General features: G+C 69.8%; 20 protein-coding genes and 1 pseudogene. 15 read left to right on the forward strand and 6 right to left on the reverse strand.

Features of this window, described 5'->3' with window-relative positions:
* The first annotated feature begins 80 nt into the window (after positions 1-80).
* The 5 genes from ACWCQ6_RS28380 (at position 81) to ACWCQ6_RS28400 (ending at position 3,846) form a co-directional block, all read left to right on the forward strand.
* Positions 81-521, forward strand: a complete 441-nt coding sequence (locus ACWCQ6_RS28380) for a DUF6278 family protein (RefSeq protein ID WP_451093915.1) — start codon at positions 81-83, stop codon at positions 519-521.
* Positions 522-645: 124 nt separating this feature from the next.
* Positions 646-1,389, forward strand: coding sequence for an amino acid ABC transporter ATP-binding protein (locus tag ACWCQ6_RS28385; RefSeq protein ID WP_451093917.1), 744 nt, complete (start codon positions 646-648; stop codon positions 1,387-1,389).
* Between the two features lie 14 nt (positions 1,390-1,403).
* Positions 1,404-2,315 carry a glutamate ABC transporter substrate-binding protein gene (locus ACWCQ6_RS28390; protein WP_451093919.1) on the forward strand — a complete coding sequence of 304 codons (912 nt, stop codon included), beginning with the start codon at positions 1,404-1,406 and terminating at the stop codon, positions 2,313-2,315.
* Between the two features lie 17 nt (positions 2,316-2,332).
* Positions 2,333-2,977, forward strand: coding sequence for an amino acid ABC transporter permease (locus ACWCQ6_RS28395; RefSeq protein WP_451093921.1), 645 nt, complete (start codon positions 2,333-2,335; stop codon positions 2,975-2,977).
* Positions 2,974-3,846, forward strand: a complete 873-nt coding sequence (locus ACWCQ6_RS28400; RefSeq protein WP_451093923.1) for an amino acid ABC transporter permease — start codon at positions 2,974-2,976, stop codon at positions 3,844-3,846. Before ACWCQ6_RS28395 ends, ACWCQ6_RS28400 begins: the two co-directional genes overlap by 4 nt.
* Before the next feature lie 60 nt (positions 3,847-3,906).
* On the opposite strand, the pseudogene ACWCQ6_RS28405 reads toward ACWCQ6_RS28400, so the two are convergent.
* A pseudogene (locus ACWCQ6_RS28405) lies at positions 3,907-4,235 on the reverse strand (CocE/NonD family hydrolase C-terminal non-catalytic domain-containing protein); the annotation flags it as partial.
* Positions 4,236-4,394: 159 nt separating this feature from the next.
* Positions 4,395-5,666: a L,D-transpeptidase gene (locus ACWCQ6_RS28410; protein ID WP_451093925.1), complete on the reverse strand. Its 1,272-nt coding sequence runs from the start codon at positions 5,664-5,666 to the stop codon at positions 4,395-4,397.
* Positions 5,667-5,842: 176 nt separating this feature from the next.
* Between ACWCQ6_RS28410 and ACWCQ6_RS28415 the strand changes: the two genes are divergently transcribed.
* From ACWCQ6_RS28415 to ACWCQ6_RS28445, 7 genes are all read left to right on the forward strand, one after another.
* Positions 5,843-7,009: a lipid II:glycine glycyltransferase FemX gene (locus ACWCQ6_RS28415; protein WP_451093927.1), complete on the forward strand. Its 1,167-nt coding sequence runs from the start codon at positions 5,843-5,845 to the stop codon at positions 7,007-7,009.
* On the forward strand, positions 7,006-8,670 hold the full coding sequence (murJ, locus tag ACWCQ6_RS28420; protein ID WP_451093929.1) for a murein biosynthesis integral membrane protein MurJ: 1,665 nt from the start codon (positions 7,006-7,008) through the stop codon (positions 8,668-8,670). The genes ACWCQ6_RS28415 and murJ overlap by 4 nt, the downstream gene beginning before the upstream one ends.
* A gap of 67 nt (positions 8,671-8,737) precedes the next feature.
* Positions 8,738-9,421, forward strand: a complete 684-nt coding sequence (locus ACWCQ6_RS28425) for a response regulator (RefSeq protein ID WP_451093931.1) — start codon at positions 8,738-8,740, stop codon at positions 9,419-9,421.
* The gene (locus ACWCQ6_RS28430; RefSeq protein ID WP_451093933.1) at positions 9,418-10,854 is read left to right on the forward strand and encodes a sensor histidine kinase; all 1,437 of its coding nucleotides are present in this window, start codon (positions 9,418-9,420) and stop codon (positions 10,852-10,854) included. The genes ACWCQ6_RS28425 and ACWCQ6_RS28430 overlap by 4 nt, the downstream gene beginning before the upstream one ends.
* Positions 10,851-11,381, forward strand: coding sequence for a hypothetical protein (locus ACWCQ6_RS28435; RefSeq protein ID WP_451093935.1), 531 nt, complete (start codon positions 10,851-10,853; stop codon positions 11,379-11,381). The genes ACWCQ6_RS28430 and ACWCQ6_RS28435 overlap by 4 nt, the downstream gene beginning before the upstream one ends.
* Positions 11,382-11,712: 331 nt before the next feature.
* Positions 11,713-13,521, forward strand: a complete 1,809-nt coding sequence (ggt, locus tag ACWCQ6_RS28440; protein ID WP_451093937.1) for a gamma-glutamyltransferase — start codon at positions 11,713-11,715, stop codon at positions 13,519-13,521.
* Between the two features lie 165 nt (positions 13,522-13,686).
* Positions 13,687-14,388 carry a glycoside hydrolase family 75 protein gene (locus ACWCQ6_RS28445; protein WP_451093939.1) on the forward strand — a complete coding sequence of 234 codons (702 nt, stop codon included), beginning with the start codon at positions 13,687-13,689 and terminating at the stop codon, positions 14,386-14,388.
* Between the two features lie 85 nt (positions 14,389-14,473).
* Here ACWCQ6_RS28445 and ACWCQ6_RS28450 read toward each other — a convergent pair whose 3' ends face one another.
* The 4 genes from ACWCQ6_RS28450 to ACWCQ6_RS28465 form a co-directional block, all read right to left on the reverse strand.
* Complete coding sequence (locus ACWCQ6_RS28450; RefSeq protein ID WP_451093941.1) at positions 14,474-14,857, reverse strand: VOC family protein; 384 nt, start codon at positions 14,855-14,857, stop codon at positions 14,474-14,476.
* Between the two features lie 96 nt (positions 14,858-14,953).
* Complete coding sequence (locus ACWCQ6_RS28455) at positions 14,954-16,144, reverse strand: serine/threonine-protein kinase (RefSeq protein WP_451093943.1); 1,191 nt, start codon at positions 16,142-16,144, stop codon at positions 14,954-14,956.
* 152 nt (positions 16,145-16,296) lie between these two features.
* Entirely contained in the window at positions 16,297-17,391 is a 1,095-nt protein-coding gene (locus ACWCQ6_RS28460) for a Rieske 2Fe-2S domain-containing protein (RefSeq protein ID WP_451093945.1), read from the reverse strand.
* Between the two features lie 114 nt (positions 17,392-17,505).
* Entirely contained in the window at positions 17,506-18,774 is a 1,269-nt protein-coding gene (locus tag ACWCQ6_RS28465) for an aminotransferase class I/II-fold pyridoxal phosphate-dependent enzyme (protein ID WP_451093947.1), read from the reverse strand.
* A 398-nt stretch (positions 18,775-19,172) separates the two neighbouring features.
* Between ACWCQ6_RS28465 and ACWCQ6_RS28470 the strand changes: the two genes are divergently transcribed.
* From ACWCQ6_RS28470 to hydA, 3 genes are all read left to right on the forward strand, one after another.
* Complete coding sequence (locus tag ACWCQ6_RS28470; RefSeq protein ID WP_451093949.1) at positions 19,173-20,015, forward strand: nitrilase-related carbon-nitrogen hydrolase; 843 nt, start codon at positions 19,173-19,175, stop codon at positions 20,013-20,015.
* Positions 20,012-21,295 carry an aspartate aminotransferase family protein gene (locus ACWCQ6_RS28475; RefSeq protein ID WP_451093951.1) on the forward strand — a complete coding sequence of 428 codons (1,284 nt, stop codon included), beginning with the start codon at positions 20,012-20,014 and terminating at the stop codon, positions 21,293-21,295. Before ACWCQ6_RS28470 ends, ACWCQ6_RS28475 begins: the two co-directional genes overlap by 4 nt.
* A gap of 271 nt (positions 21,296-21,566) precedes the next feature.
* A complete protein-coding gene (gene hydA / locus ACWCQ6_RS28480; protein ID WP_451093953.1) occupies positions 21,567-22,967 on the forward strand; it encodes a dihydropyrimidinase in 1,401 nt (466 codons plus the stop codon).
* Position 22,968: the final 1 nt, after the last annotated feature.

Below are 22,968 nucleotides of genomic sequence, written 5' to 3' on the forward strand. Positions count from 1 at the left end.
AACTACTGGCGATGGCTCACGCTCGCCACCCCTCAAGTGCGAGCTGAATTCGGCGGCAGCGCAGCGGCGGGAATCCGATCATGAACATCCCTTTCTTGGACAACTGGCGTAAGCGTCACGACGGTGTGCGGGGGGCCGGGTTCGCCGCTGCCGTCGCGGCCGATCCCGATGGCGTGGCCGAGCTCCTCGCCGAGTGCGAGCTGCTGCGTGTCCGAGCGGGGCAGCGCGGGCTCGAACTCGACGACAGCCCGGCCTCGTTGGCGGCGCTCGACCAGTTGCCGCCGCGCTGGCGCGACGACCCGGAGGAGCTGCCCTGGCTGGGCAACGACGCGGGGCTGTACCTCGGGACGGTCCTGGTGCGGAACGTCCCCGGTGCGGTCTGGAGCATCCGGCCCAGTGGGCAGCCCGTGGTGCTGCTTGCCTCCGGGCGGGAGATCGATGTGGTCGAGGCCGGGCTGGACTGGGCGATGGCGGGCAGCCCCGAGCTCTCGCAGGTGTACTCGGAGTCGGCCGAGAGGTAGAGATTTCACTACAACCGAACAAGAAGCCTTATGCCTCCATTTGTGCGTGTCGGCGGCGAAGTCCCTTTTCGCGCTGGATAGTTTGCGCTGACCTCGACACAGAGAAAAGTGGGTAGGGCAGCGTATGGCCGTCGATCCGTTGATCGAACTGCGGGACGTCAACAAGCACTACGGACAGTTGCACGTACTGCGGGACATCAATCTCACCGTCGGCCGCGGGGAGGTGGTGGTGGTCATCGGCCCCTCCGGCTCCGGCAAATCGACGCTCTGCCGGACCATCAACCGGCTGGAGACGATCGAGTCCGGCCATATCGCGATCGACGGCAGACCCCTCCCCGAGGAGGGGAAGGGCCTCGCCCAGCTCCGGGCCGAAGTGGGCATGGTCTTCCAGTCGTTCAACCTGTTCGCGCACCGGACCGTGCTGGCCAATGTCTCGCTCGCCCAGCTCAAGGTCCGCAAGCGCAAGAAGGACGAGGCCGACCGGCGCTCCCGTGAACTGCTGGAGCGGGTCGGACTGGCCTCGCAGGCCGACAAGTTCCCCGCCCAGCTCTCCGGCGGCCAGCAGCAGCGCGTCGCCATCGCCCGAGCCCTCGCCATGGACCCCAAGGCGCTGCTCTTCGACGAGCCCACCTCGGCGCTCGACCCGGAGATGATCAACGAGGTGCTGGAGGTCATGCAGCAGCTCGCCCGGGACGGCATGACCATGGTCGTCGTCACGCACGAGATGGGCTTCGCCCGCTCCGCCGCCAACCGCGTGGTCTTCATGGCCGACGGACGCATCGTCGAGGACCGCACTCCCGAGGCGTTCTTCACCGCTCCCGAGAGCGAGCGCGCCAAGGACTTCCTGTCCAAGATCCTCAAGCACTGACGGGGGGCTCCGTGTTGCGTACGAGAAGAGTTCTGGCCGCCTGCGCCGGCCTCCTGCTGGCCGTGCTCGCCGCCGCGTGCGGCAAGGAGGGCAGCCCGCCGGTCAAGGGTCCCAAGCCCGAGCAACTGCCGGTGTACAAGGTCGACACCGCTTTCCGGCTGCCCGCCTCGCCGACCTGGACGAAGGCGAAGAAGCGCGGCTACCTCCGGGTCGGGGCCAAGGAGGACCAGCCCTACCTGGGCGAGAAGGACCCGGCCACCGGCATCTACTCCGGCTTCGACATCGAGATCGCCAGGATGATGGCGGCCTCGCTCGGCTTCGACCCGAAGACGATCCGTTTCAAGACCATCGCCTCCGCCAACCGCGAGACGGCGCTGCAGAACGGGCAGATCGACTACTACGTCGGCACCTACACCATCAACGAGATGCGCAAGAAACTCGTCGGCTTCGCCGGCCCCTACTACATGGCCGGACAGGGCCTCCTCGTCCGCACCGACGAACACAACATCAACGGCCCGCAGGACCTGGCCGGCAGGACGGTCTGCTCGGCCGCCGGGTCGACCCCGTACCAGCGCATCGCCGCCGACTACCCGAAGGCGATCCTGGTCTCCTACGACACCTACTCGATCTGCGTCGACAACCTGCTGACCTACCAGGTCGACGCCGTCACCACCGACGATGCCATCCTGCTGGGCTTCGCGGCCAAGGCGCCCGAGGAGATGAAGGTCGTGGGCAAGCCGTTCTCCCAGGAGCCGTACGGCATCGGAGTCCCACGCAGCGACAACGCGCTGCGGTTCGCCCTCGACGACGCCCTGGAGGCGAATCAGAAGAACGGCAACTGGAAGAAGGCGTTCGAGGCCACGCTCGGCCTCTCCGGGGCTCCCGCGCCGAAGCCGCCGCCCATCGACCGCTACCCGGCCACCTGAGAGGGCGGGCACCGACCATGGACGTACTCACCGAGAATTTCTCGCTCTACGGCAAGGGTTTCCTGGGCACGGTCGAACTGACCGTCTACTCCTCGATCCTCGCCCTGCTCCTCGGCTTCATCATGGCCTCCTTCCGGGTGGCCCCCGTCGGTTCGCTGCGGGTACTGGGCACGGTCTGGGTGACAGTGCTGCGCAACACCCCGCTGACGCTGCTCTTCTTCGCGGTCCTGCTCGGACTGCCCCGCTTCGGCCTGGTCCTTCCCTTCGAGGTCTTCGCGGTCCTGGCGCTCGGCTGCTACACCTCCGCGTTCATCTGCGAGGTGCTGCGCTCGGGCATCAACACCGTGCCGACGGGACAGGGCGAGGCGGCCCGCAGCCTCGGCATGACGTTCGGCCAGACACTGAACACCGTGGTGCTGCCCCAGGCGTTCCGGTCGGTGATTCCGCCGGTCGGCTCCACCCTCATCGCCCTCGCCAAGAACTCGGCGATCGCCGGGGCGTTCAGCGTCACCGAGCTGCTCGGCACCTACAAGACCCTCAACGAGCTGGGCTACAGCATCATCTGGACCTTCGTCTGGATCGCCGTCGGCTACCTGATCATCACGCTGTCCATCAGTGCGCTCTTCAACGTGATGGAGAAGCGCTGGGGAGTCGCCCGATGACCACCCGCACCGCGCCGTCCGCCACGGCGCTCTACGACATTCCGGGTCCGGCGACCCGCAAGCGCCATCTCCTGTACGGGATCGTCTCGACGGCCCTGATCCTCGCCCTGCTCGGCTGGGTCGTCTATCTGCTCTTCGACACCGGACAGTTCACCAGCGCCAAGTGGACCCCCTTCACGTACAAGGGCATCCAGGAACTGCTGCTGCGCGGACTGGGCAACACCCTCAAGGCTTTCGCGTACGCCGCGGTGCTCTCCCTCCTGCTCGGCGCGATCCTCGCCGTGGGCCGGCTCTCCGATCACCGGCCGGTGCGCTGGATCGCGACGCTGCTCGTGGAGTTCTTCCGGGCCATGCCCGTACTGGTGATGATCTTCTTCATCTTCGTGGCGCTGAAGGTGCAGCCGCTGCCCGCGCTGGTCACCGGTCTGACGCTGTACAACGGCTCGGTGCTCGCCGAGGTCTTCCGTACCGGGATCGTCTCGGTGGAGCGCGGTCAGTCAGAGGCGGCGTACGCCCTGGGCCTGCGCAAGACACAGGTCACCACCTACGTACTGGCCCCGCAGGCGGTGCGGGCCATGCTGCCCACGATCATCAGCCAGTTGGTCGTGGCGCTGAAGGACACCTCGCTCGGCTATCTGATCACCTACGAGGAATTCCTCCACGCGGGCAAGCTCATCGCGTCCAACCTCGACTACGATCTTCCCTTCATCCCCGTGGTGATGGTGATCTCGCCGATCTACATCGGGATGTGCATGCTGCTCTCCTGGTTCGCGACCTGGGTGGCCAAGCGGGAACGGCGCAATCCGAAGATGAAGGCCGTGGAGATCGCACCGGCCGAACCAGGAACGCTGCTGCCGGGAGTGCAGTAGCCGGGGTCCGCCGTGAGGCGGCCCCCGAGCAGCGGTGGCCCGTCCGGCAGCAGCCGGTGATCACTTCTCGCGCAACGGTACGGACACGTATGACGGGTCCGCCGGGGACGAGAAGAAGGTCAGCTGTGATCCGGTCGGGTTGTGCTCGACGTACAGCGGGTCGACGGTGTCGATCACCAGGGTGAGACGGTCACCGGCCGGAACATCGTAGGGGTGGAGAACAGCTCCAGGTCTGCGGGGAACGGCCGGCCCGACGTCTGCCCGTGGAAGGTATAGGGGGCGTTGCTGACCAGCTTGCCGAGACCGAGCGGCCCTTCGTCGTGGAGATACGCGACGAAGGTGCCGCTCTCCTTGTTCGCGGTCACCGTGGTGTGGGGCTTCGCCGTGCCTGCGGCATGCCCCATCTGGTGGGCAGCACGATCAGCGGGTGCTTCGCGCCAGGCTCCGCTCCCGCGGGCGTGAACACATTGCCCTTGAGCGTGATCCCGCCGGGGCCGGGTAGTGATCGCCGGCCCGCCGCCCGAGGCCCGGCGCTGCTCCGGGGCCCGCTACAGCGCGCTCCTGGCCTGCCAGTCGGACCACGACACGTTCCACGCCCCGTACCCGTTGCCCTCGGCGACCGTGCCCTTGGCGTCCGCGCCGGTGATCTCGAACGGGTCGCCGACCCGCACCTGCTGGTAGAGCGCGGCGGCATTGGTGTCGCTCATCCCGACACAGCCCGAACTGTGGTTGGCCACCCCGAAGTAGGCCGCGTTCCACGGCGCCGCATGGGCGTACATCCCCGACCAGGTCAGTCGCATCGAGAAGTCGACCATCTTGTCGTAGGCGTCGCCGAGGCCGACCGTCTCGGAGCGCATGTTGATCGTGCCCTCCTTGGCCATCAGCACGGCGGTGCCGCGCCAGGACGCCTTGTCGCCGCCGGGGGTGCCGGCCGACATGGGCACGTCCATGACGGTCTTCCCGTCCCGCTTCAGCGCCAGCCGGTGACGGTCGAGATCGACCTTGACCACCTGTTCGGCGCCGACTGTGAAGGTGGTCCGGTAGTCACGCACGAACCAGCCTCCGGACGGGCCCGAGTCGATGCCGTTGAGATCGGCGTCGAGCGTGACCTTCGTACCGGACTTCCAGTACTCCTTGGGCCGCCAGTCGACGCGGTCCTTTCCGGAGTAGTCCTGCAGCCAGCCCCAGGAGCCCTCGGTGTTGTTCGAGGTGGAGACCTTCAGGGCCTTCTCGACCGCTGCCTTGTCCTTGACCGGGTTGTCGAAGACGATCGACAGCGGCTGGCCGATGCCGACCGTGGTGTTCTTGCCGGGGGCGAGCGTCAGCTTGTTGACCTTGTCCGCGGCGGCGGTGGTGAATCCGGCCTCGGCGCCGGCGCCCTCGGTGTTCTTCGCCTCGACGCCGTACGTGGTGCCGGGTGCGGCCGGCCGGTCGGAGGTCCACGTCCTGCCGTCGGCGGAGATCCGGCCGGTCAGGGCCTCGCCCCCCTTCGCGCTCACCGTGACCGTCCTCAGCTTCCCGCTGTCGAGCGTCACCTTCACCGGCGTCCCCGGGGCGGCCTGGCTGCCGCGGAGGTTCACCGAGATCCTGGCCTCGGAGGCCGGCGCGGCCGCGTGCCCCTTGCCCGAGTCCTTGCCCGATTCCGAGGCGTCGGCACCGGAACAGCCGGTGAGCACGGTACCGAGCACCGCGGTACCGGCGATCAGGGTGAGCCGGACCGGGCGGCCGAGCGGAGCGGTACGGCGTACGGGCCGCCGGGGTGCAGCGATCAACGGAAAAACCTCCAAGGCAGTGCTTCTCGTCGATGGAGAGGTGTTCATCCGACGATAGGTTCCGCAAATCGGTCGAAAGCCGGTAAATGTCCTGTGTGACATGCACTGCAGCGCAACGGTCATCGTCCGGTCACATATGCCGCTCGGCTCCGTCACGGACCGCTGTGAGCATCCTGTGCGCCCCGCAGAGCCGACAGCGGGGCGGACAAGGGAGGGCCACGAACATGTCAGCGCTGCTCGCGACCGGAGACCGCCGCCATGACCAGGAGCTGCGGATACGCCAACTGACCGCCGCCGAGCACCGGGCGTTCCTGGACACCCGCCCCGGGGCGAGCTTTCTGCAGTACCCGTCCTGGGCCGGGGTGAAGGACCGCTGGACCTCCGAAATGGTCGGCTGGCACAACGGATCCGGTGAACCGACCGGCGTCGCTCTGGTGCTCTACCGGCAATTCCCCGGAACCCGCAAGTACTTCGCCTATCTGCCCGAGGGTCCGGTCGCCGACTGGGCCGACCCCGACATCGACGGCTGGCTCGGCCCGCTCATGGCGCATCTGCGCAGGGCCGGCGCCTTCGCCGTACGGATAGGTCCCTCACCGGCGTACCGCCGCTGGGACACCGGCCGTCTCAAGGCGGCCACCGGGCCGGGCCGGAGGGTCTGCGACGTGCTGGCGAGCGAGGTGGACCCGCTCGGCGCGGCCGTCGCCGAACGGCTGAGGGCGCGCGGCTGGCACCGCTGCGGCGGCGACGGCGGCGAGGACGCCGACGCACAGCCGCGCCACGTCTTCCAAGTGCCGCTCGCCGGACGGACCCCCGGCCAGCTCTGGTCCGGGCTCAACCAGGAATGGCGCCGCAACGTCCGCAGGGCCGAGAAGTCCGGGGTGCGGATCGTCATCGGCGGCGAGTCCGAGCTGCCCGAGTTCCACCGGCTGCTGCGGATCACCGAAGAACGCGACGGCTTCCGGCTCGGCCGCTCCCTGGCGTACTACCAGCGGCAGTACGCCGTGCTCAACGCCGAACAGCCCGGCCGGATGCGGCTCTACCTCGCCGTCCACCAGGGCGAGATCCTGGCTGCCCACACCATGATCAGCACCGGCCGCCGGGTCTGGTACCAGACCGGGGCGTCCGCCGACCACCGCCGCGAGGTCCGCCCCAGCAACGCGCTGCAGTGGCGGATGATGCTCGATGCCCACGGGCTCGGTGCCGATGTGCACGACATGCGCGGGGTACCCTCCACCCTTGACCCCGACGACCGCCCCTTCGGGCTGCTCCGCTGGAAACTCGGTACCGGCGGTCAGGTCGTCGAGACGCTCGGAGAGTGGGAGGCATCGGTGGGCGGAGCCACGAACAACACCCTGTACCGGGCGTTCCAGGCGTACCTGGCCCGCCGGTGACGGCCACCGGAGCGGCCACCACGGCGGTCGCGGATCACAAGCCCCGCTCGGTGCTGCGCAACGGCGCCGTCATGGCGGCCGGCTCCATCGTCTCCCGGGCGACCGGTTTCATACGCTCGGCGGTCGTCGTCGCCGCGCTCGGCACCGGACTCAAGGCCGACGGGTACAACGTCGCCAACACCGTGCCCAACATCCTCTACATCCTGCTCATCGGCGGCGCGCTCAACGCCGTCTTCGTCCCCGAACTGGTGCGGGCGGCGAAGAACCACGCCGACGGCGGAGCCGCGTACACCGACCGGCTGCTCACCCTCTGCACCGTCGGCCTCCTGGCCCTCACCGGCATCACCGTCCTCGCCGCCCCGTGGATCGTCGCGGTCTACGCCCCCGGCTACCACGGCGCACAGGCGGACACGACCGTCGCCCTGGCCCGCTACTGCCTGCCGCAGATCCTCTTCTACGGGCTGTTCACCCTCCTCGGGCAAGTACTCAACGCCCGGGGCCGGTTCGGCGCGATGATGTGGACCCCGGTCCTCAACAACATCGTCATCATCGCCGTGTTCGGGATCTACCTCGCCGTCGCGACCGGCTCCCACGGCACGCTCACCCCGGCACAGACCCGGTGGCTCGGCTGGGGCACGACGGCCGGGATCATCGTCCAGACGCTCGCCCTGGTGCCCGCGCTGCGCGCCGCGGAGTTCCGCTGGCGGCCCCGGTTCGACTGGCGGGGCAGCGGTCTGACCCGACCGCTGCGCGCGGCCGGCTGGCTCGTCACGCTCGTGCTGACCAACCAGATCGCCTACTGGGTGGTGACCCGGCTCTCCACCACCATCGGCCAGCGCGCCGAGGAGATGGAACTGGCGGGCGGCGCCGGCTACACCGCGTACAGCTACGCCTATCAGCTGTGGGTGGTGCCGCACGGCATCGTGACCGTCTCGCTCGTCACCGCGCTGATGCCCCGGATGAGCCGGGCGGCGGCCGACAACGACCTGCCGGGCCTGCAGCGTGACGTCTCGTACGCCCTGCGCACCTCGGCCGCGGTCGTGGTGCCCGCCGTGGCCCTGCTGTTCGCGCTGGCGCCGTGGGTGATGGGAGCGGTGTACGGGTACGGGGCCACGGACGACGCGGACATCGCCGTGATGGCGGGCATGACGATGGCGTTCGCGCCCGGACTCATCGCCTACTCGGGGCAGTACGTGCTCTCCCGGGCGTTCTACGCGATGAGCGACACCCGCACGCCGTTCTTCCTCAATCTGGTGATCGCGGCGCTCAACGCCGGGCTCTCGGCCGCCGCGTATCTGCTGCTGCCGGTCCGCTGGGCCGTGACGGGGATGGCCGGCGCCTACTCCGTGGCGCTGTTCACGGGCTTCGCGGCCACCGCGTACGTGCTGCACCGCAGACTCGGCCGGGGTGACACCACCGGGACCTCACCGGTGCGTTCGTCCGCGCTGTGGGCGCAGCTCCGGCTGGTGGCGGCGTCCGTGCCCGCCGGGCTGCTGGGATACCTGGCCGCCCGGAGCTGCGCGGGGCTCGGGGACTTCGCGGCGCTGGGCGCCGGCTCCTTCGTGCTTCTGCTCACGGTGGCGCTGCTGGCCCGGCCGCTGCGGCTGCGGGAGGTCAGCGCCGTGATCGCGGCGGGCCGGGGGCGGCTGCGGCGGGCATGACCCCGCCGGGCAACCCTGTCCGCTCACCCATTCGAATCCATTTCTTGATCGCTGGGATACTGCTGCCATGCCTCGCGTGTTGCTGATCGAAGACGACCCCTCCGTACGGGAAGGGGTCGAGCTGGGCCTGCGGCGGCGCGGCCACGAACTGCGCGCCGTGGAGAGCGGTGAGGCGGGGCTGGCCGCCCTGGGGGAGTTCCGGCCCGATCTGGTGCTCCTCGACCTGATGCTCCCCGCCATGAACGGCGTCCAGGTCTGCCATCGGATACGTGAGACCAGCCAGCTGCCGATCATCATGCTCACGGCCCGGGGCGACGATTTCGACGTGGTCGTCGGGCTGGAGGCCGGCGCCGACGACTACATCGTCAAACCGGCCCGTACCGAGGTGATCGAGGCCAGGATCCGTGCCGTACTGCGCAGGCTCGCCGAACCGGCCGGGCGCGGCGGCACCGAGATCCACGGCGAACTGGCCGTCGACCGGGCCGGACTCTCGGTCGCCAAGGCCGGGCAGCGCGTCCTGCTCGCACCCTCCGAGCTGAAACTGCTGCTCCACCTGTCGGCCTCGCCCGAGCAGGTCTTCAGCAGACAGCAGCTCCTCGAATACGTCTGGGAGCACAGCTACCACGGGGACGCCCGCCTGGTCGACGCCTGTGTGAGGCGGCTGCGGCAGAAGATCGAGGACGTGGCGGGCAGCCCCCGGTACATCCAGACCGTCCGCGGCTTCGGGTACCGCTTCGGACCGCTCGGATGAGGCTCTTCGCCGCCCGGTTCGGACTGCGCACCCGTCTGGTCGGAGCTTTCCTCCTGGTCGCGGCGATCAGCGCCGCCACCACCGCCACGCTCACCTACCGCGAGGCCCGCTCCGCCATCCTCCAGCAGACCCAGGACACGGCCGTCGACCAGTTCCGCGACCGGATCGGCTCCCAGGCCGTGACCCTGCCGGTGGACGAGGAACAGCTGCGTCGGGCCTGCCGCAGCCTCGCCCGGGAGGGCAAGCCGCACCCCTGGATCGTCTTCGCCGAGTACGGGACGATCCGCGTCTCCTCCTCGGACCGGCCCACCTCCGACGTGATCACCCCCGAACTGCAGGCCGCCGCCCGCGGCAGCGCGCACGGCTCCTTCCAGCGGGTCGTCAAGGACGGTGATCCCTGGCTGACCGTCGGGATGCCGGCACTCATCGACCGCGGCGACGGGGGCCAGCCCACCGGGCTCGTCCTCTACGCCGTGATGCGGCTCTCCACCGAAAAGGCCAACGTCGAAGCCATGGTGACCGCGGCCCGCGACGGCGCAGTGCCCGCCCTCCTGATCGCGCTGGTGCCCGCACTGCTCGCGGCCCGCAGCGTGCTGCGCCCGGTACGCGATCTGCGGCGGGCCGCCGCGGGCATCGGCCGGGGCGAGCTGGACACCCGGATCGAGGTCCGGGGCTCCGACGAACTCGCCGGACTCGCCCGGACGTTCAACGACTCCTCGACGAAGCTCCAGGAGTCGGTGGCGGAGCTCCGGCAGGCGGAGGCGCGGGCCCGGCGCTTCGCCTCCGACGTCTCGCACGAGTTGCGCACCCCGCTCGCCGGGATGCTCGCCGTCACCGAGGTGCTCGACGAGGACGCGGCCCAGCTGAACCCCGACACCGCGGCGGCCGTCCGGCTGATCAGCACCGAGACGGGCAAGCTCGCCACCCTCGTCGAGGACCTGATGGAGATCTCCCGGTTCGACGCCAAGGCCGCGGATCTCCACCTCGACGAGGTCGATGTCGCCGAAGCGATCCGCAAGACCCTGCAGAACAGGCACTGGGAGGACCGGGTCGACACCGAACTCCCCGACGGAACAAGGGCGATGCTCGATCCGCGCCGCTTCGACGTCGTCGTCGCCAACCTCGTCGGCAACGCCCTGCGGCACGGTGCGGAGCCCGTCACCGTACGACTGCGGACCGAGCACAGCGGCGCGGGGGGCCGGCTGGTGGTCGAGGTCGCGGACAGCGGCCCCGGTATCGACCCCGCCGTGCTGCCCCACATCTTCGACCGGTTCTACAAGGCGGACGCGGCCCGTACCCGCTCGGCCGGCAGCGGACTCGGACTGGCGATCACCCAGGAGAACGTACGGCTGCACGGCGGCACCGTGCGCGCCGCGGGCGGGCCCGGGGGCGGCGCGGTCTTCACCGTGGAACTGCCGCTGGAGGGGCTGTGAGAGGCGTACGCGCTTTCGGCGCCCTGTTGCCCCTCGCCCTGCTGGCGACCGGGTGCGGGATACGGGCCACGGACGTCATCGAGGTCGGCGACCCGGCGATCGTCGAGGTGGCGCCGGGACGCGAGCAGAGCATACTGCTCTACTTCGTGTCCTCCTCGCCCGCGAAGCGGCTGATGCCCGTCATACGGCCCGTCGAGACGTCGTGGGCAGGCATTTCGTCGGGCACTTCGGATGTGGAGCGGCGCGGGCCCGGCCGGGCCGTCTCCCAGCTCTTCGAGGGGCCGAACAAGAATGAGGTCGCGGCCGGCCTGCGCACCGAACTCCCCTACACCCGCGTCGATCTGAACATCGAGCTGGGCCCGGACGGGGTCCTGGTCCGGTTGAACACGCCCGTCACCACACTCTCCGAGGTCGCCCGTCAGCAGCTGATCTGCACCGCGGCACAGGCCCGCACCGCGGACCGGGGCGAGGCGGTGAAAGTGGTCGGCACCGACGGTGTCATCGGACCGGCCCGCTGCTCGGTGTGATCCGAGCGTGCGACCCGCGCCACCGGGACGCCGCGCCCCACTCAGGTCGTCGCGTGCAAGGTGGTCAGTGCCACGAAAGGCAATGCCACCGATGTCATGTCGGATCCGGCGCGACTCACGGTGGAGGCGAACCAGAAGCGCCAGAACGACCGGGAGCCGGCCGGGGCACCGACGCGGGCAGGAAGATTGCGGGCCGCAAGCACCCCATCGCGGTTGACGACCAGCCGGCACCCGGTATTGCCTGGCAGCCCGAACTCGGTTCCACAGCAGTCCTGACGGGGTGGGCGGCACGGCGTTACCCTGCGCGGACGATCCTGCACTGGAGGTGCGCATGCGACGTTCCGTTGCACGGAATGTGTCGTTGTCGGCTGTTCTCGCCGCTGTCGTCACGGTCGGCGCGGCTGCCCCGTCCTCGTCCGCGCCACCGTCGGCGGCACCGCCCAAGTCACCTGTCGCGGTGGGCTACGGCGGGGCGGTGGCCAGTGTCGACGCGGACGCCTCGGCCGCCGGTGTCGAGGTGCTCCGCAAGGGCGGCAACGCGGTGGACGCGGCCGTGGCGACCGCGGCGGCGCTCGGTGTGACCGAGCCCTACTCTGCGGGCCTCGGCGGAGGCGGCTACTTCGTCTACTACAACGCCAAGAGACACACCGTGGAGACGATCGACGGCCGGGAGACCGCGCCCCGCAGCGCGGACTCCTCGCTGTTCCTGGAGAAGGGCAAACCGCTCGCCTTCGACGAGGCGGTGACCAGCGGCCTGGCCGTGGGTACGCCGGGCACCCCGGCCACCTGGGACACCGCGCTCGACGCCTGGGGAAGCAAATCGCTGCGGCAGGTGCTGAAGCCGGCCGAGCGGCTGGCCCGGGACGGCTTCGTCGTCGACAGTACGTTCCGCTCGCAGACCGAGGGCAACCGGGCCAGGTTCGCCGACTTCCCGGCGACCAGGAAGCTCTTCCTGCCCGGCGGCCAACTGCCCGTGGTCGGCTCCGTGTTCAAGAACCCCGACCTGGCGCGCACCTACGAAGAGGTGGGCCGCAAGGGTGTCGACGAGCTGTACCGGGGTAAGCTGGCCGACGACGTCGTACGGACCGTCCGCAATCCACCCGTCGATCCGGAAGCCACCCGGGTGGTGCGGCCCGGCGACCTCACAGCGAAGGACCTGAGGTCCTACCGGGCGCTGCGGCAGGCTCCGACGAAGACCGGCTACCGCGGCCTCGACGTGTACGGCATGGCGCCCTCCTCGTCCGGCGGCACGAGCGTCGGAGAGGCGCTCAACGTCCTTGAGTCCACGGACCTTTCGAAGGCGAGCGAGGCGCGGTATCTGCACCGCTACATCGAGGCGAGCCGGATCGCGTTCGCGGACCGCGGGCGCTGGGTGGGCGACCCGGCGTTCGAGGACGTGCCGACACGGGAGCTGCTCGGTCAGCGGTTCGCCGATGCGCGGGAGTGCCTGATCAAGGACGACGCGGTGCTGGCCAGCCCGCTCGCGCCCGGCGACCCGAGGCATCCGGCCGACTGCGAGGCCGGTGGAACGGCCGCCCCGACGACGTACGAGGGGGAGAACACCACTCATCTGACCGCGGCCGACAAGTGGGGCAACGTCGTCGCGTACACCCTGACGATCGAGCAGACCGGCGGCAGCGGCATCACCGTGCCGGGGCGTGGCTTCCTGCTCAACAACGAGCTGACGGACTTCTCGTTCGCGCCCGCCAACCCCGCCGTCCACGACCCGAACCTGCCCGGTCCGGGCAAGCGCCCGCGCTCGTCCATTTCGCCGACGATCGTGCTGAAGCACGGTGAGCCGGTGCTGGCGCTGGGGTCGCCCGGAGGAGCCACGATCATCACGACCGTGCTCCAGTCGCTCATCGGCACGGTCGACCGGGGGCTCCCGCTGGTCGACGCCATCGCCGCGCCGCGCGCCAGCCAGCGCAACTCGACGACGACGGAGCTCGAACCGGGGCTGTGGAACAGTCCACTCCGGGCGCAACTGGAGTCCCTGGGCCATGTCTTCAAGCTCAACCCGGAGATCGGGGCGGCGACGGGTGTGCAGCGACTGCCGGACGGGCGGTGGCTGGCGGCCGCGGAGAAGGTGCGCCGGGGCGGGGGCTCGGCCGTGGTCGTGAACCCGAGCGGGCACTCGTGACGGGCGGGCGGCCGCCAGTGATGGATCATCAATAGCTTTTGTTGCGGGGCTGGTTCCTGTGAGCGTCCACGGGGGCCAGCCCCGCGGTCTTGACGGCGGCGTCCGCACCGGGCCATGTAGTGCGCGTCGGTAAGGAAAGTTTCCTGATGGAAGGGCACCCCCACTGTGCGTACCCGAACGCTCGCCCTCACTGCCGCCTCCGGCGCCGTCCTCCTCGCGGCCGTCCCCCTGGCCCCGGCCGCCCACGCCGGTCCGGCCCGGACCGGGGCGGAGGTCAAGGAAGGATCCGTCAGCGCGGTCGATCTGCTGGCCAAGGTGACCTTGTGTTCGCAGATCTCCAACGGCAAGTACCGGACGGACGAGGAGACTTCGGCGACCATTCCGGTCTGCGGCAAGAACGGCGCCGTGTTCTGGAAGGCCGAAATGGACATCGACTGCGACGGCGAGATCACCGCCGCCTGCAACGAGGACACCGACCCGTGGTTCCAGAACGGGACGGCGTTCACGACCTCCGCCGGAAAGCCGCTGAACGCCGAGAAGCTTCCGTACGTCGTCGTGCCCAGCGTCAGCAGCATCTGGAACTACGACGATGCCGGGATCAGGGGCGGTGGCGTGGTCGCCGTCATCTACGACAACAAGGTCGAGTACGCGGTCGTCGGCGACACCGGACCCAACAAGATCATCGGTGAGGCCTCGTACGCCACCGCCAAGGCCCTCGGCATCGACCCGGACCCGGAGACCGGCGGCGCGGAGTCCGGCGTCACCTACATCCTGTTCAAGAACTCCAAGGTGTCGCCGATCGAGAGCCACAGCGCCGCCGTCACCGCGGGTGACACCCTCGCCAAGCAGTTCATCCAGAACAACTAAGGGCTGTCCCGGGCGTCACAGCGCGGTCAGGATGCGCGGGCCGTCGTCGGTGACCGCCACCGTGTCCGGCCGCCGCGCGCGAGCCTCAGGAAGACATCGCCGCGCGGTCGGACTCACTGCGCAGAACACAGAACTCATTGCCCTCCGGGTCCGCGAGAACGGCCCAGCCGGCACCACCGGGCTCCCGGCGGTCGTCGACGAGGGTGGCCCCGAGGCTCAGCAGCCGCCCGACCTCCTCCTCGCGCGTGGTCTTCGGACGCAGGCACAGGTGAAACCTGTTCTTGATCGTCTTTGGTTCCGGTACCTGGTTGAAGTGCAGCAGCGGGCCCTCCGGCACCATCACCTCGGTCTCCGGATCACCTGGCTTGTCGTCCCGGTGCAGCGGACAACCGAGCACCTCACTCCAGAACCGGGCCAGCTCATAGGCATCCGCGCAGTCGATTGCCACATTCTGCAATACCGAGACCATGCACCAGAGCCTGCCTGAAGCACCGCCCGGTCCGCCACCGAATTGCGGCCGAGCAGCACCAGCACCCCGCAGCAGGCCCTGGACGCCGTCCGGCGCCTATGTGAAGCACTCCAGGATCAGCGGCAGATCCTCCAGCCACTCCTGGAAGCGGGCTCGCCTACGAGCGATGAGCAGGCACCGGTGAGTGGTGCCGTCGTGGAGACGGACATGGACTCCGAGGCGCTTGGGGCCCTCGGCCGCGTACTCGACGGCAGCGATCTCGGCCCAGGGGAACTGCGCGTCCCCGGTCCTGGAGCTGAACGCGACGCCCGATGCGTCGATCAGGAGGGAGCTCTCCGTGGCCACCGCCGTGAAGGAGAGGTCGGTGTCGTCGGGCACCTCGTCCACGGGGGCCGCCCGGGTCGGGGCCTGGTGCAGCGGCAGGGCGTCGGACGGCGGGCAGGCGGGTGGCCGGGGCAGTGCCACCGTGGGGGAGTACGTCGTTGCGTCCGGCACGAAGAGGTCCAACAGGCCCTCCGGCGTGGGCCGTTGGTGCGGTTCCTTGGTCAGGCACGACGCCAGCACCGGCCGCAGGCCCTCCGGTACCGCGGTCAGGTCCGGCGGCTCGTGCACCGACCGGTACATCAGGCCCATCGGTGTGCCCGCGCCGAACGCGCTGCCGCCCGCCGCCGCGACGAGCACCGCGCCCAGGGCGAACACATCGGCGGCGCCGCTGACTTCCAGCCCCTGCGCCTGCTCGGGCGCCAGGAATCCCGGCGTTCCGAAGGCCGTACCGGTGGTCGTCAGGCGGGTCGACTCCAGCGCCCGAGCGATCCCGAAGTCCAGCACCCGGGGCCCGTCCGGGGCCATGATGATGTTCCCGGGCTTCAGGTCTCGGTGCACCAGGCCGCAGCCGTGGATCGCCGCCAGTGCCTCGGCCAGCGCCGCGCCCAGCTTCCGCAGCCGCACCTCGTCCATCGGCCCCTCGGCCGTCAGCAACGCGGCGAGTGTGGGCCCGGGAACGTACGCCGTGGCCAGCCAGGGCGCCTCGGCGGCCGGGTCCGCGTCCACCACCGGAGCCGTGTGGAAGCCGCCCACGCTCCGTGCGGCCGCGACCTCCGCGCGGAACCGTTCCCGGAAGTGCGGGTCGGCCGCGAGCTCGGGCCGAGCCACCTTCACGGCCACCGCACGCCCGCCGCGCGAACGCGCCAAGTACACGGTGCCCATCCCGCCGGCCCCCAGCTCGCGCTCCACGGCGTATCCGCCGATACGCTCCGGCAGGCCCGCGCCGTCCGCCCCGTACCCCATGCTCCGTATGCCTCCCCCTGTGCTTCGGCGCCCCAGTATGACGCAGACACACTGCCTGCTGGGCACAGGTCCGGGCCGGAGCGGCGTGCACGTCGATCCGGCCCGGAATCCCCTCCCGGAGCCCCGGCCCCCGGCCTGGGTGCCGGTCTCTCTCAGGACACCTCGGCCCCGTCGGCCTGCACGATGTGATCGAGGCGCGCCACGCGGTCCTTCCCCGGCTGCGGCGGGTAGAACCGCCGGGCCCAGCGCCGGAACGGGCCGATCGGGCCGTCGCCGGGAGCGAGCCTGGGCGGCTGCTGGTACTGCTTGTGGTTCCAGATCGGGAAGTCCGCGGCCGTGAACTCGCAACTGGACTTGAAGACGGCGCGGTCCAGCAGCCTGGCCGCGGTGCGGCTCACCATGCTGGCGAGCGGGGCCGGCAGCCGGGCCGGCTCGGCGAAGGAGATGCGGTTGAGCTGGCGGAACTGCATCCGGTTGGGCGCGATCGCCGTCGGCATCACCATCGTGCACATCCGCAGCCCCAGCCGGGGCGTGTGCACATCGGCGTGCAGACAGCCGAGTCCGTAGCCGTCCACGTCCACATCGACGACGAAACTGCCCAGCAGCGGCGCCGACTCGTGGGCCCGCATGGACACGTGGAACGCGGCGTCGTCGTAGACCACGGGACCGCCGATCTCGGCTCTGTCCCAGCCGTGCAGGGTGGCGAAATGCCCGAGGTCAACCGAGTTCTCGATGACTTCCTGGACGTTGCCGGCCAGCTCCCAGGCCGCGCTCCGCGCGGGCCGGTGACCGATCTCGTGCCAGTCGGGGATGAACCAGTCCGGGGCCCGGCCGTCGTGGTGCCGCCAGACGAACACGGCGCCGTTGACCTCGTGCACCGGCAGCTGCGACAACGGCGACCGCGGTGGCGGCGTGTCATAACCCGTACGCACACATGTGCCGTCCGGGCCGAACGCGAAGAAGTGGAAGGGGCACACGAGATCGTCCCCGTCGACCTTCGCCAGACCGAGATGGGCACCCAGATGCGGGCAGTACGGACGGATGGCGCGGACCGCCCCCGTGCCGAGCCGGTACAGCACCACGTCCTGACCCGCCAGCGGGCGGGTGAGCACGGTGCCCGGCCGCAGCTCCTCGGAGAACGCCAGCGCGGCCCAGCCGCTCGGATAAGGCAAGGCGGGCGCGCCCGCAGCATCGGCCGGTGTCGGCCCCTCGCTGATGGCGCGCCCGTACTCGCGTGACTGTCCCACCACATCCCCTTCCGGATTCGGTCGCCTGGAGCCTGCCCAGACCGATCCGGGATCCTCCCGAATTGCCGCAGATCACCCGGACGGGGAGAAAGGTGGCAGGAGTTGACGGGATGCTCAGCGTGCCCGCTGCTCGTACCCCACGAGCCTGACGCAGACGGTGAGACCGGCGATCGCCTGCTCCAGCTCCGCGAGCCCCGGGTAGCTCGGCGCGATCCGGATGACCGCGTCGCGCGGGTCGTCGCCGTACGGGTGCGTGGCACCGGCCGGGGTCAGCACGATGCCCGCCTCGGTGGCGCGGCGTACGACCTCCTTGGCGCAGCCGTCCGGCACCTCCAGGGTGACGAAGTACCCGCCCTTGGGCGAGGTCCAGGCCGCGAGCCCGGTGCCGCCGAGCTCGGCGTCCAGGATCCGGGCCACCGCATCGAACTTGGGCTGCAGCAGGGCGCGCTGGCGCTCCATGTGACCCCGCACCCCGTCGGCGTCGCGCAGGAACAGGACGTGCCGCAACTGGTTGACCTTGTCGGGGCCGATCGAACGCCTGGCGTTGTTGCCGAGCAGCCACTGCAGGTTCGCGGGCGACGAGCCGAAGAACGCGACGCCCGCGCCCGCCGCGGTGATCTTCGAGGTGGAGCCGAACACGAACGCCCGGTCCGGGTTGCCGGCCCCGGCGCAGGCGGCGAGCAGATCGGCGATCTCGACGGGCTCGTCGGTGAGGTGGTGGGCGGCGTAGGCGTTGTCCCAGAAGATCCGGAAGTCGGGAGCTGCGGTGCTCATCGAGGCGAGCCGGGCCACGGTCGCGTCGCTGTAGCAGGCGCCGTCCGGGTTGCTGTACTTCGGCACGCACCAGATGCCCTTGATCGTCGGGTCCTCGGCGACGAGCCGCTCCACGACCTCCATGTCCGGGCCGTCGGCGGTCATCGGCACCGGGATCATGTCGATCCCGAAGCGCTCGCAGAGTGCGAAGTGCCGGTCGTAGCCGGGTACCGGGCACAGGAACGCGATCCGCTCCTGGTCCACCCAGCGCGACTCGGCGCCCGGCGCCACGCTCAGCAGGGCGTGCACCAGGCAGTCGTGCATCAGCTCAAGACTGGAGTTCCCGGCCGCGATCAACTGGCCGGCCGGCACCTGGAGCACCCCGGCGAATATCTCCCGGAGCTCGGGCAGCCCCTGCAGTCCGCCGTAGTTGCGTACGTCGGTGCCGTCGGCGGAGGTGTGCCGCCCGCCGGGCAGGCTCAACAGGTCCTCGGAGAGATCGAGCTGCTCGGGGGCGGGCTTGCCCCGGGTGAGGTCGAGCGAGAGGCCCAGTCCCGCGAGGTCCTGGTAGTCCTGGCGGGCCCGGTCGAGGAGCCCGGACAGGGCGTCGGGGCTCAGCTCGCTGGTCATGGTGTTTCCTCTCGCAGGTGCCGCTCGGAAGGGGGCGCCTGCCGAGAATACAAACCGGCGGGGGGAGCGACGGCCCGGGAGCCCGGTGCCGGGCAGGGGCGTCAACGAGCGCTTGGGGCGGACGGCGATCGAGGCGAGGAGGGGAAGTCCTGGCGGCATCGCCGGTGGATCCCCTGGGCAGAGAGCGACGTTCGGGGAATCCCGGACCATCCACCCCCACCCGGCCACCGCCCGGCCGACGTGTGGACCGCACGGGTGTGAAACATGATCGACTGCGCCGGTTCACGGCGATGGTCTTGCCCCGCTGTGTGACGGGGCTTACGTTCTCCTCTTACGCACGTGTCTACGGGCGTAGAAACGCGTTGAGGCTCTCTGACGCCGCGTCGAAGGAGCAGCTCATGTCCCCAGTCGTTCGCGCCGCACTTGTCCAGGCGACCTGGACCGGCGACACCGAATCCATGATCGCCAAGCATGAGGAGCATGCGCGCGAGGCCGCCCGTCAGGGCGCGAAGATCATCGGCTTCCAGGAGGTGTTCAACGCCCCCTACTTCTGCCAGGTGCAGGAACCCGAGCACTACCGCTGGGCCGAGGCCGTCCCGGACGGGCCGACCGTCCGCCGGATGCAGGAACTCGCCCGCGAGACCGGCATGGTGATCGTCGTGCCGGTCTTCGAGGTCGAGCAGTCCGGCTTCTACTACAACACCGCCGCCGTGATCGACGCCGACGGCTCCTATCTCGGCAAGTACCGCAAGCACCACATCCCGCAGGTCAAGGGGTTCTGGGAGAAGTACTACTTCAAGCCCGGAAACGTCGGCTGGCCGGTCTTCGACACCGCCGTCGGCAAGGTCGGCGTCTATATCTGCTACGACCGGCACTTCCCCGAGGGGTGGCGTCAACTCGGCCTAAACGGAGCTCAGTTGGTCTACAACCCGTCCGCCACCTCGCGCGGCCTCTCCGGCTACCTCTGGCAGCTGGAGCAGCCCGCGTCGGCCGTCGCCAACGAGTACTTCATCGCCGCGATCAACCGCGTCGGCCAGGAGGAGTACGGCGACAACGACTTCTACGGGACCAGTTACTTCGTCGACCCGCGCGGTCAGTTCGTCGGTGAGGTCGCCAGTGACAAGGAGGAGGAACTCCTCGTCCGCGACCTCGACTTCGGGCTCATCGACGAGGTCAGGCAGCAGTGGGCGTTCTACCGGGACCGCCGTCCCGACGCGTACGAGGGACTGGTGGAGTCGTGAGCAGCCTGCACCATCGCCACCTCGCTGTCAGCCCCGACTGGCTGGCGCTCTACTACGAGCGCCCGCTGGAACTCACCCACGGCGAGGGCCGGCACGTCTGGGACGCAGACGGCAGACGCTACCTCGACTTCTTCGGCGGCATCCTCACCACCATGACCGCCCACGCCCTGCCCGAGGTGACCAAGGCGGTCAGCGAGCAGGCCGGCAGGATCATCCACAGCTCCACGCTCTATCTCAACCGGCCGATGGTCGAGCTGGCCGAACGCGTCGCCACGCTCTCCGGCATCCCGGACGCCCGGGTCTTCTTCACCACCTCCGGCACCGAGGCCAACGACACGGCGCTGCTGCTCGCCACCGCGTACCGCAAGTCGAACCAGATCCTCGCGATGCGCAACAGCTACCACGGCAGATCGTTCTCCGCGGTCTCCATCACCGGCAACAACGCCTGGTCGCCGACCAATCTGTCGCCGTTGCAGACGCTGTACGTGCACGGCGGGGTCCGCACCCGGGGGCCCTACGCGCACCTCGGCGACGCGGAGTTCATCGAGGCGTGTGTCGCCGACCTGGAGGACCTGCTCGGGCACACCCGGACACCGGCCGCCCTGATCGCCGAGCCCATCCAGGGCGTCGGAGGGTTCACCTCGCCGCCCGACGGCCTCTACGCGGCGTTCCGCCGGGTCCTGGACCGGCACGGCGTCCTGTGGATCTCCGACGAGGTGCAGACCGGCTGGGGCCGCACCGGTGAACACTTCTGGGGCTGGCAGGCGCACGGGCAGAACGGGCCGCCGGACATTCTCACCTTCGCCAAGGGCATCGGCAACGGCATGTCGATCGGCGGTGTCGTGGCCCGCGCCGAGGTCATGAACTGCCTGGACGCCAACTCCATTTCGACTTTCGGCGGTTCCCCGGTCACCATGGCGGCCGGTCTCGCCAACCTCTCCTACCTCCTCGAACACGATCTGCAGGGCAACGCCCGGCGCGTCGGCGGTCTGCTGACCGAGCGGCTGCGGGCGATCGGCGCGGGTTCCGAATGCGTACGCGAAGTGCGCGGCCGCGGCCTGATGATCGGCATCGAGCTGGTGAAGCCCGGCACCGACGAGGCGAACCCGGAGGCGGCCGCGGCCGTGCTCGAAGCGGCCCGCGAGGGCGGTCTGCTCATCGGCAAGGGCGGCGGCCACAACACCAGCGTGCTGCGGATCGCACCACCGCTCTCGCTGACCATCCCGGAGGCGGAGGAGGGTGCGAAGATCCTGGCCGAGGCTCTCCGGTCGGCCGGCTGAGACTGGTCGGCCGGGGCCCTCGGGCCGAGCGGTGGCCGGGCCCCGGCCGGCGGGTACGGGGCCCGGCCGGCCGGCCCCCTGGGCGTGGGCGTCGTTGCCGTATGGCGGTCGTTGTGGCTGTACGCCGGTGGGGTGCCGGGCGGACGAAACAGAAACGTCTTCAGCGGTCAGCGGCAGCGGTATTGCCACAGTGGGTAACCCACTTCTACGTTCTTCATCACGCACCTCATCTACGTGCGTAGACCCATTCCGCCACAGTGAGGAGGGGTACATGAGCCGCACCGTCATCCACGGTGGTCTCGTCATCACCGCGTCCGACGAAATCCATGCCGACGTACTCATCGAGGGCGGCCGCATCGTGGCTCTCGCGGCGCACGGCACCGACGCGGCCGAGAGCTGGAGCGCCGACCGGAGGATCGACGCCACCGGCAAATACGTCATCCCGGGTGGTGTCGACGCGCATACCCACATGGAGATGCCGTTCGGTGGCACCTACGCCGCCGACACCTTCGAGACCGGCACCCGGGCGGCCGCCTGGGGCGGCACCACCACGATCGTCGACTTCGCCATCCAGTCCGTCGGCCGCGCGGTCCGCGAGGGCCTCGACGCCTGGTACGCGAAAGCCGACGGCAAATGCGCCATCGACTACGCCTTCCACATGATCCTCTCCGATGTGAACGAGTCCACGCTCAAGGAGATGGACCTGCTGGTGTCGGAGGGCGTGACCTCCTTCAAATTGTTCATGGCCTATCCCGGTGTCTTCTACAGCGACGACGGTCAGATCCTGCGCGCCATGCAACGGGCCTCCCACAACGGCGGCCTGATCATGATGCACGCGGAGAACGGCATCGCCATCGACGTACTCGTCGAACAGGCCCTCGCCGAGGGCCGCACCGATCCCCGATACCACGGCGACGTGCGCAAGGTGGCGCTGGAGGCCGAGGCCACCCACCGTGCCATCCAGCTGGCCCGCGTAGCCGGATCTCCGCTTTACGTCGTGCACGTCTCCGCTGACGAGGCCGTCGCCGAGGTCGCCGCCGCCCGCCACAAGGGACTTCCCGTCTTCGGCGAGACCTGCCCGCAGTACCTCTTCCTCTCCACCGACAACCTTGCCGAGCCGGACTTCGAGGGCGCCAAGTACGTCTGCTCCACCCCGCTGCGGCCCAGGGAGCATCAGGAAGCGCTCTGGCGGGGGCTCAGGAACAACGAACTCCAGGTCGTCTCCACCGACCACTGCCCGTTCTGCTTCTCCGGCCAGAAGGAGATGGGCCGGGGCGACTTCTCCAGGATTCCCAACGGAATGCCCGGCGTGGAGAACCGGATGGACCTCCTCCACCAGGCGGTCGTGGACGGTCACATCTCGCGCCGTCGCTGGATCGAGATCGCCTGCGCCTCCCCGGCCCGGATGTTCGGCCTCTATCCGAAGAAGGGCACCATCGCCCCGGGCGCCGACGCCGACATCGTCATCTACGACCCGGCGGCCGAACAGACCATCTCCGCCGAGACCCATCACATGAACGTCGACTACTCGGCGTACGAGGGAAAGCGGATCACCGGCCAGGTCGAAACGGTCCTCTCGCGCGGTGAAGTCGTCATCGACGCGAGGAAGTTCACCGGCCGGGCCGGACACGGCAGCTACACCCCGCGAGCCACCTGTCAGTACCTGGACTAGG

It is taken from the genome of Streptomyces sp. NPDC001880 (genome assembly GCF_053594575.1).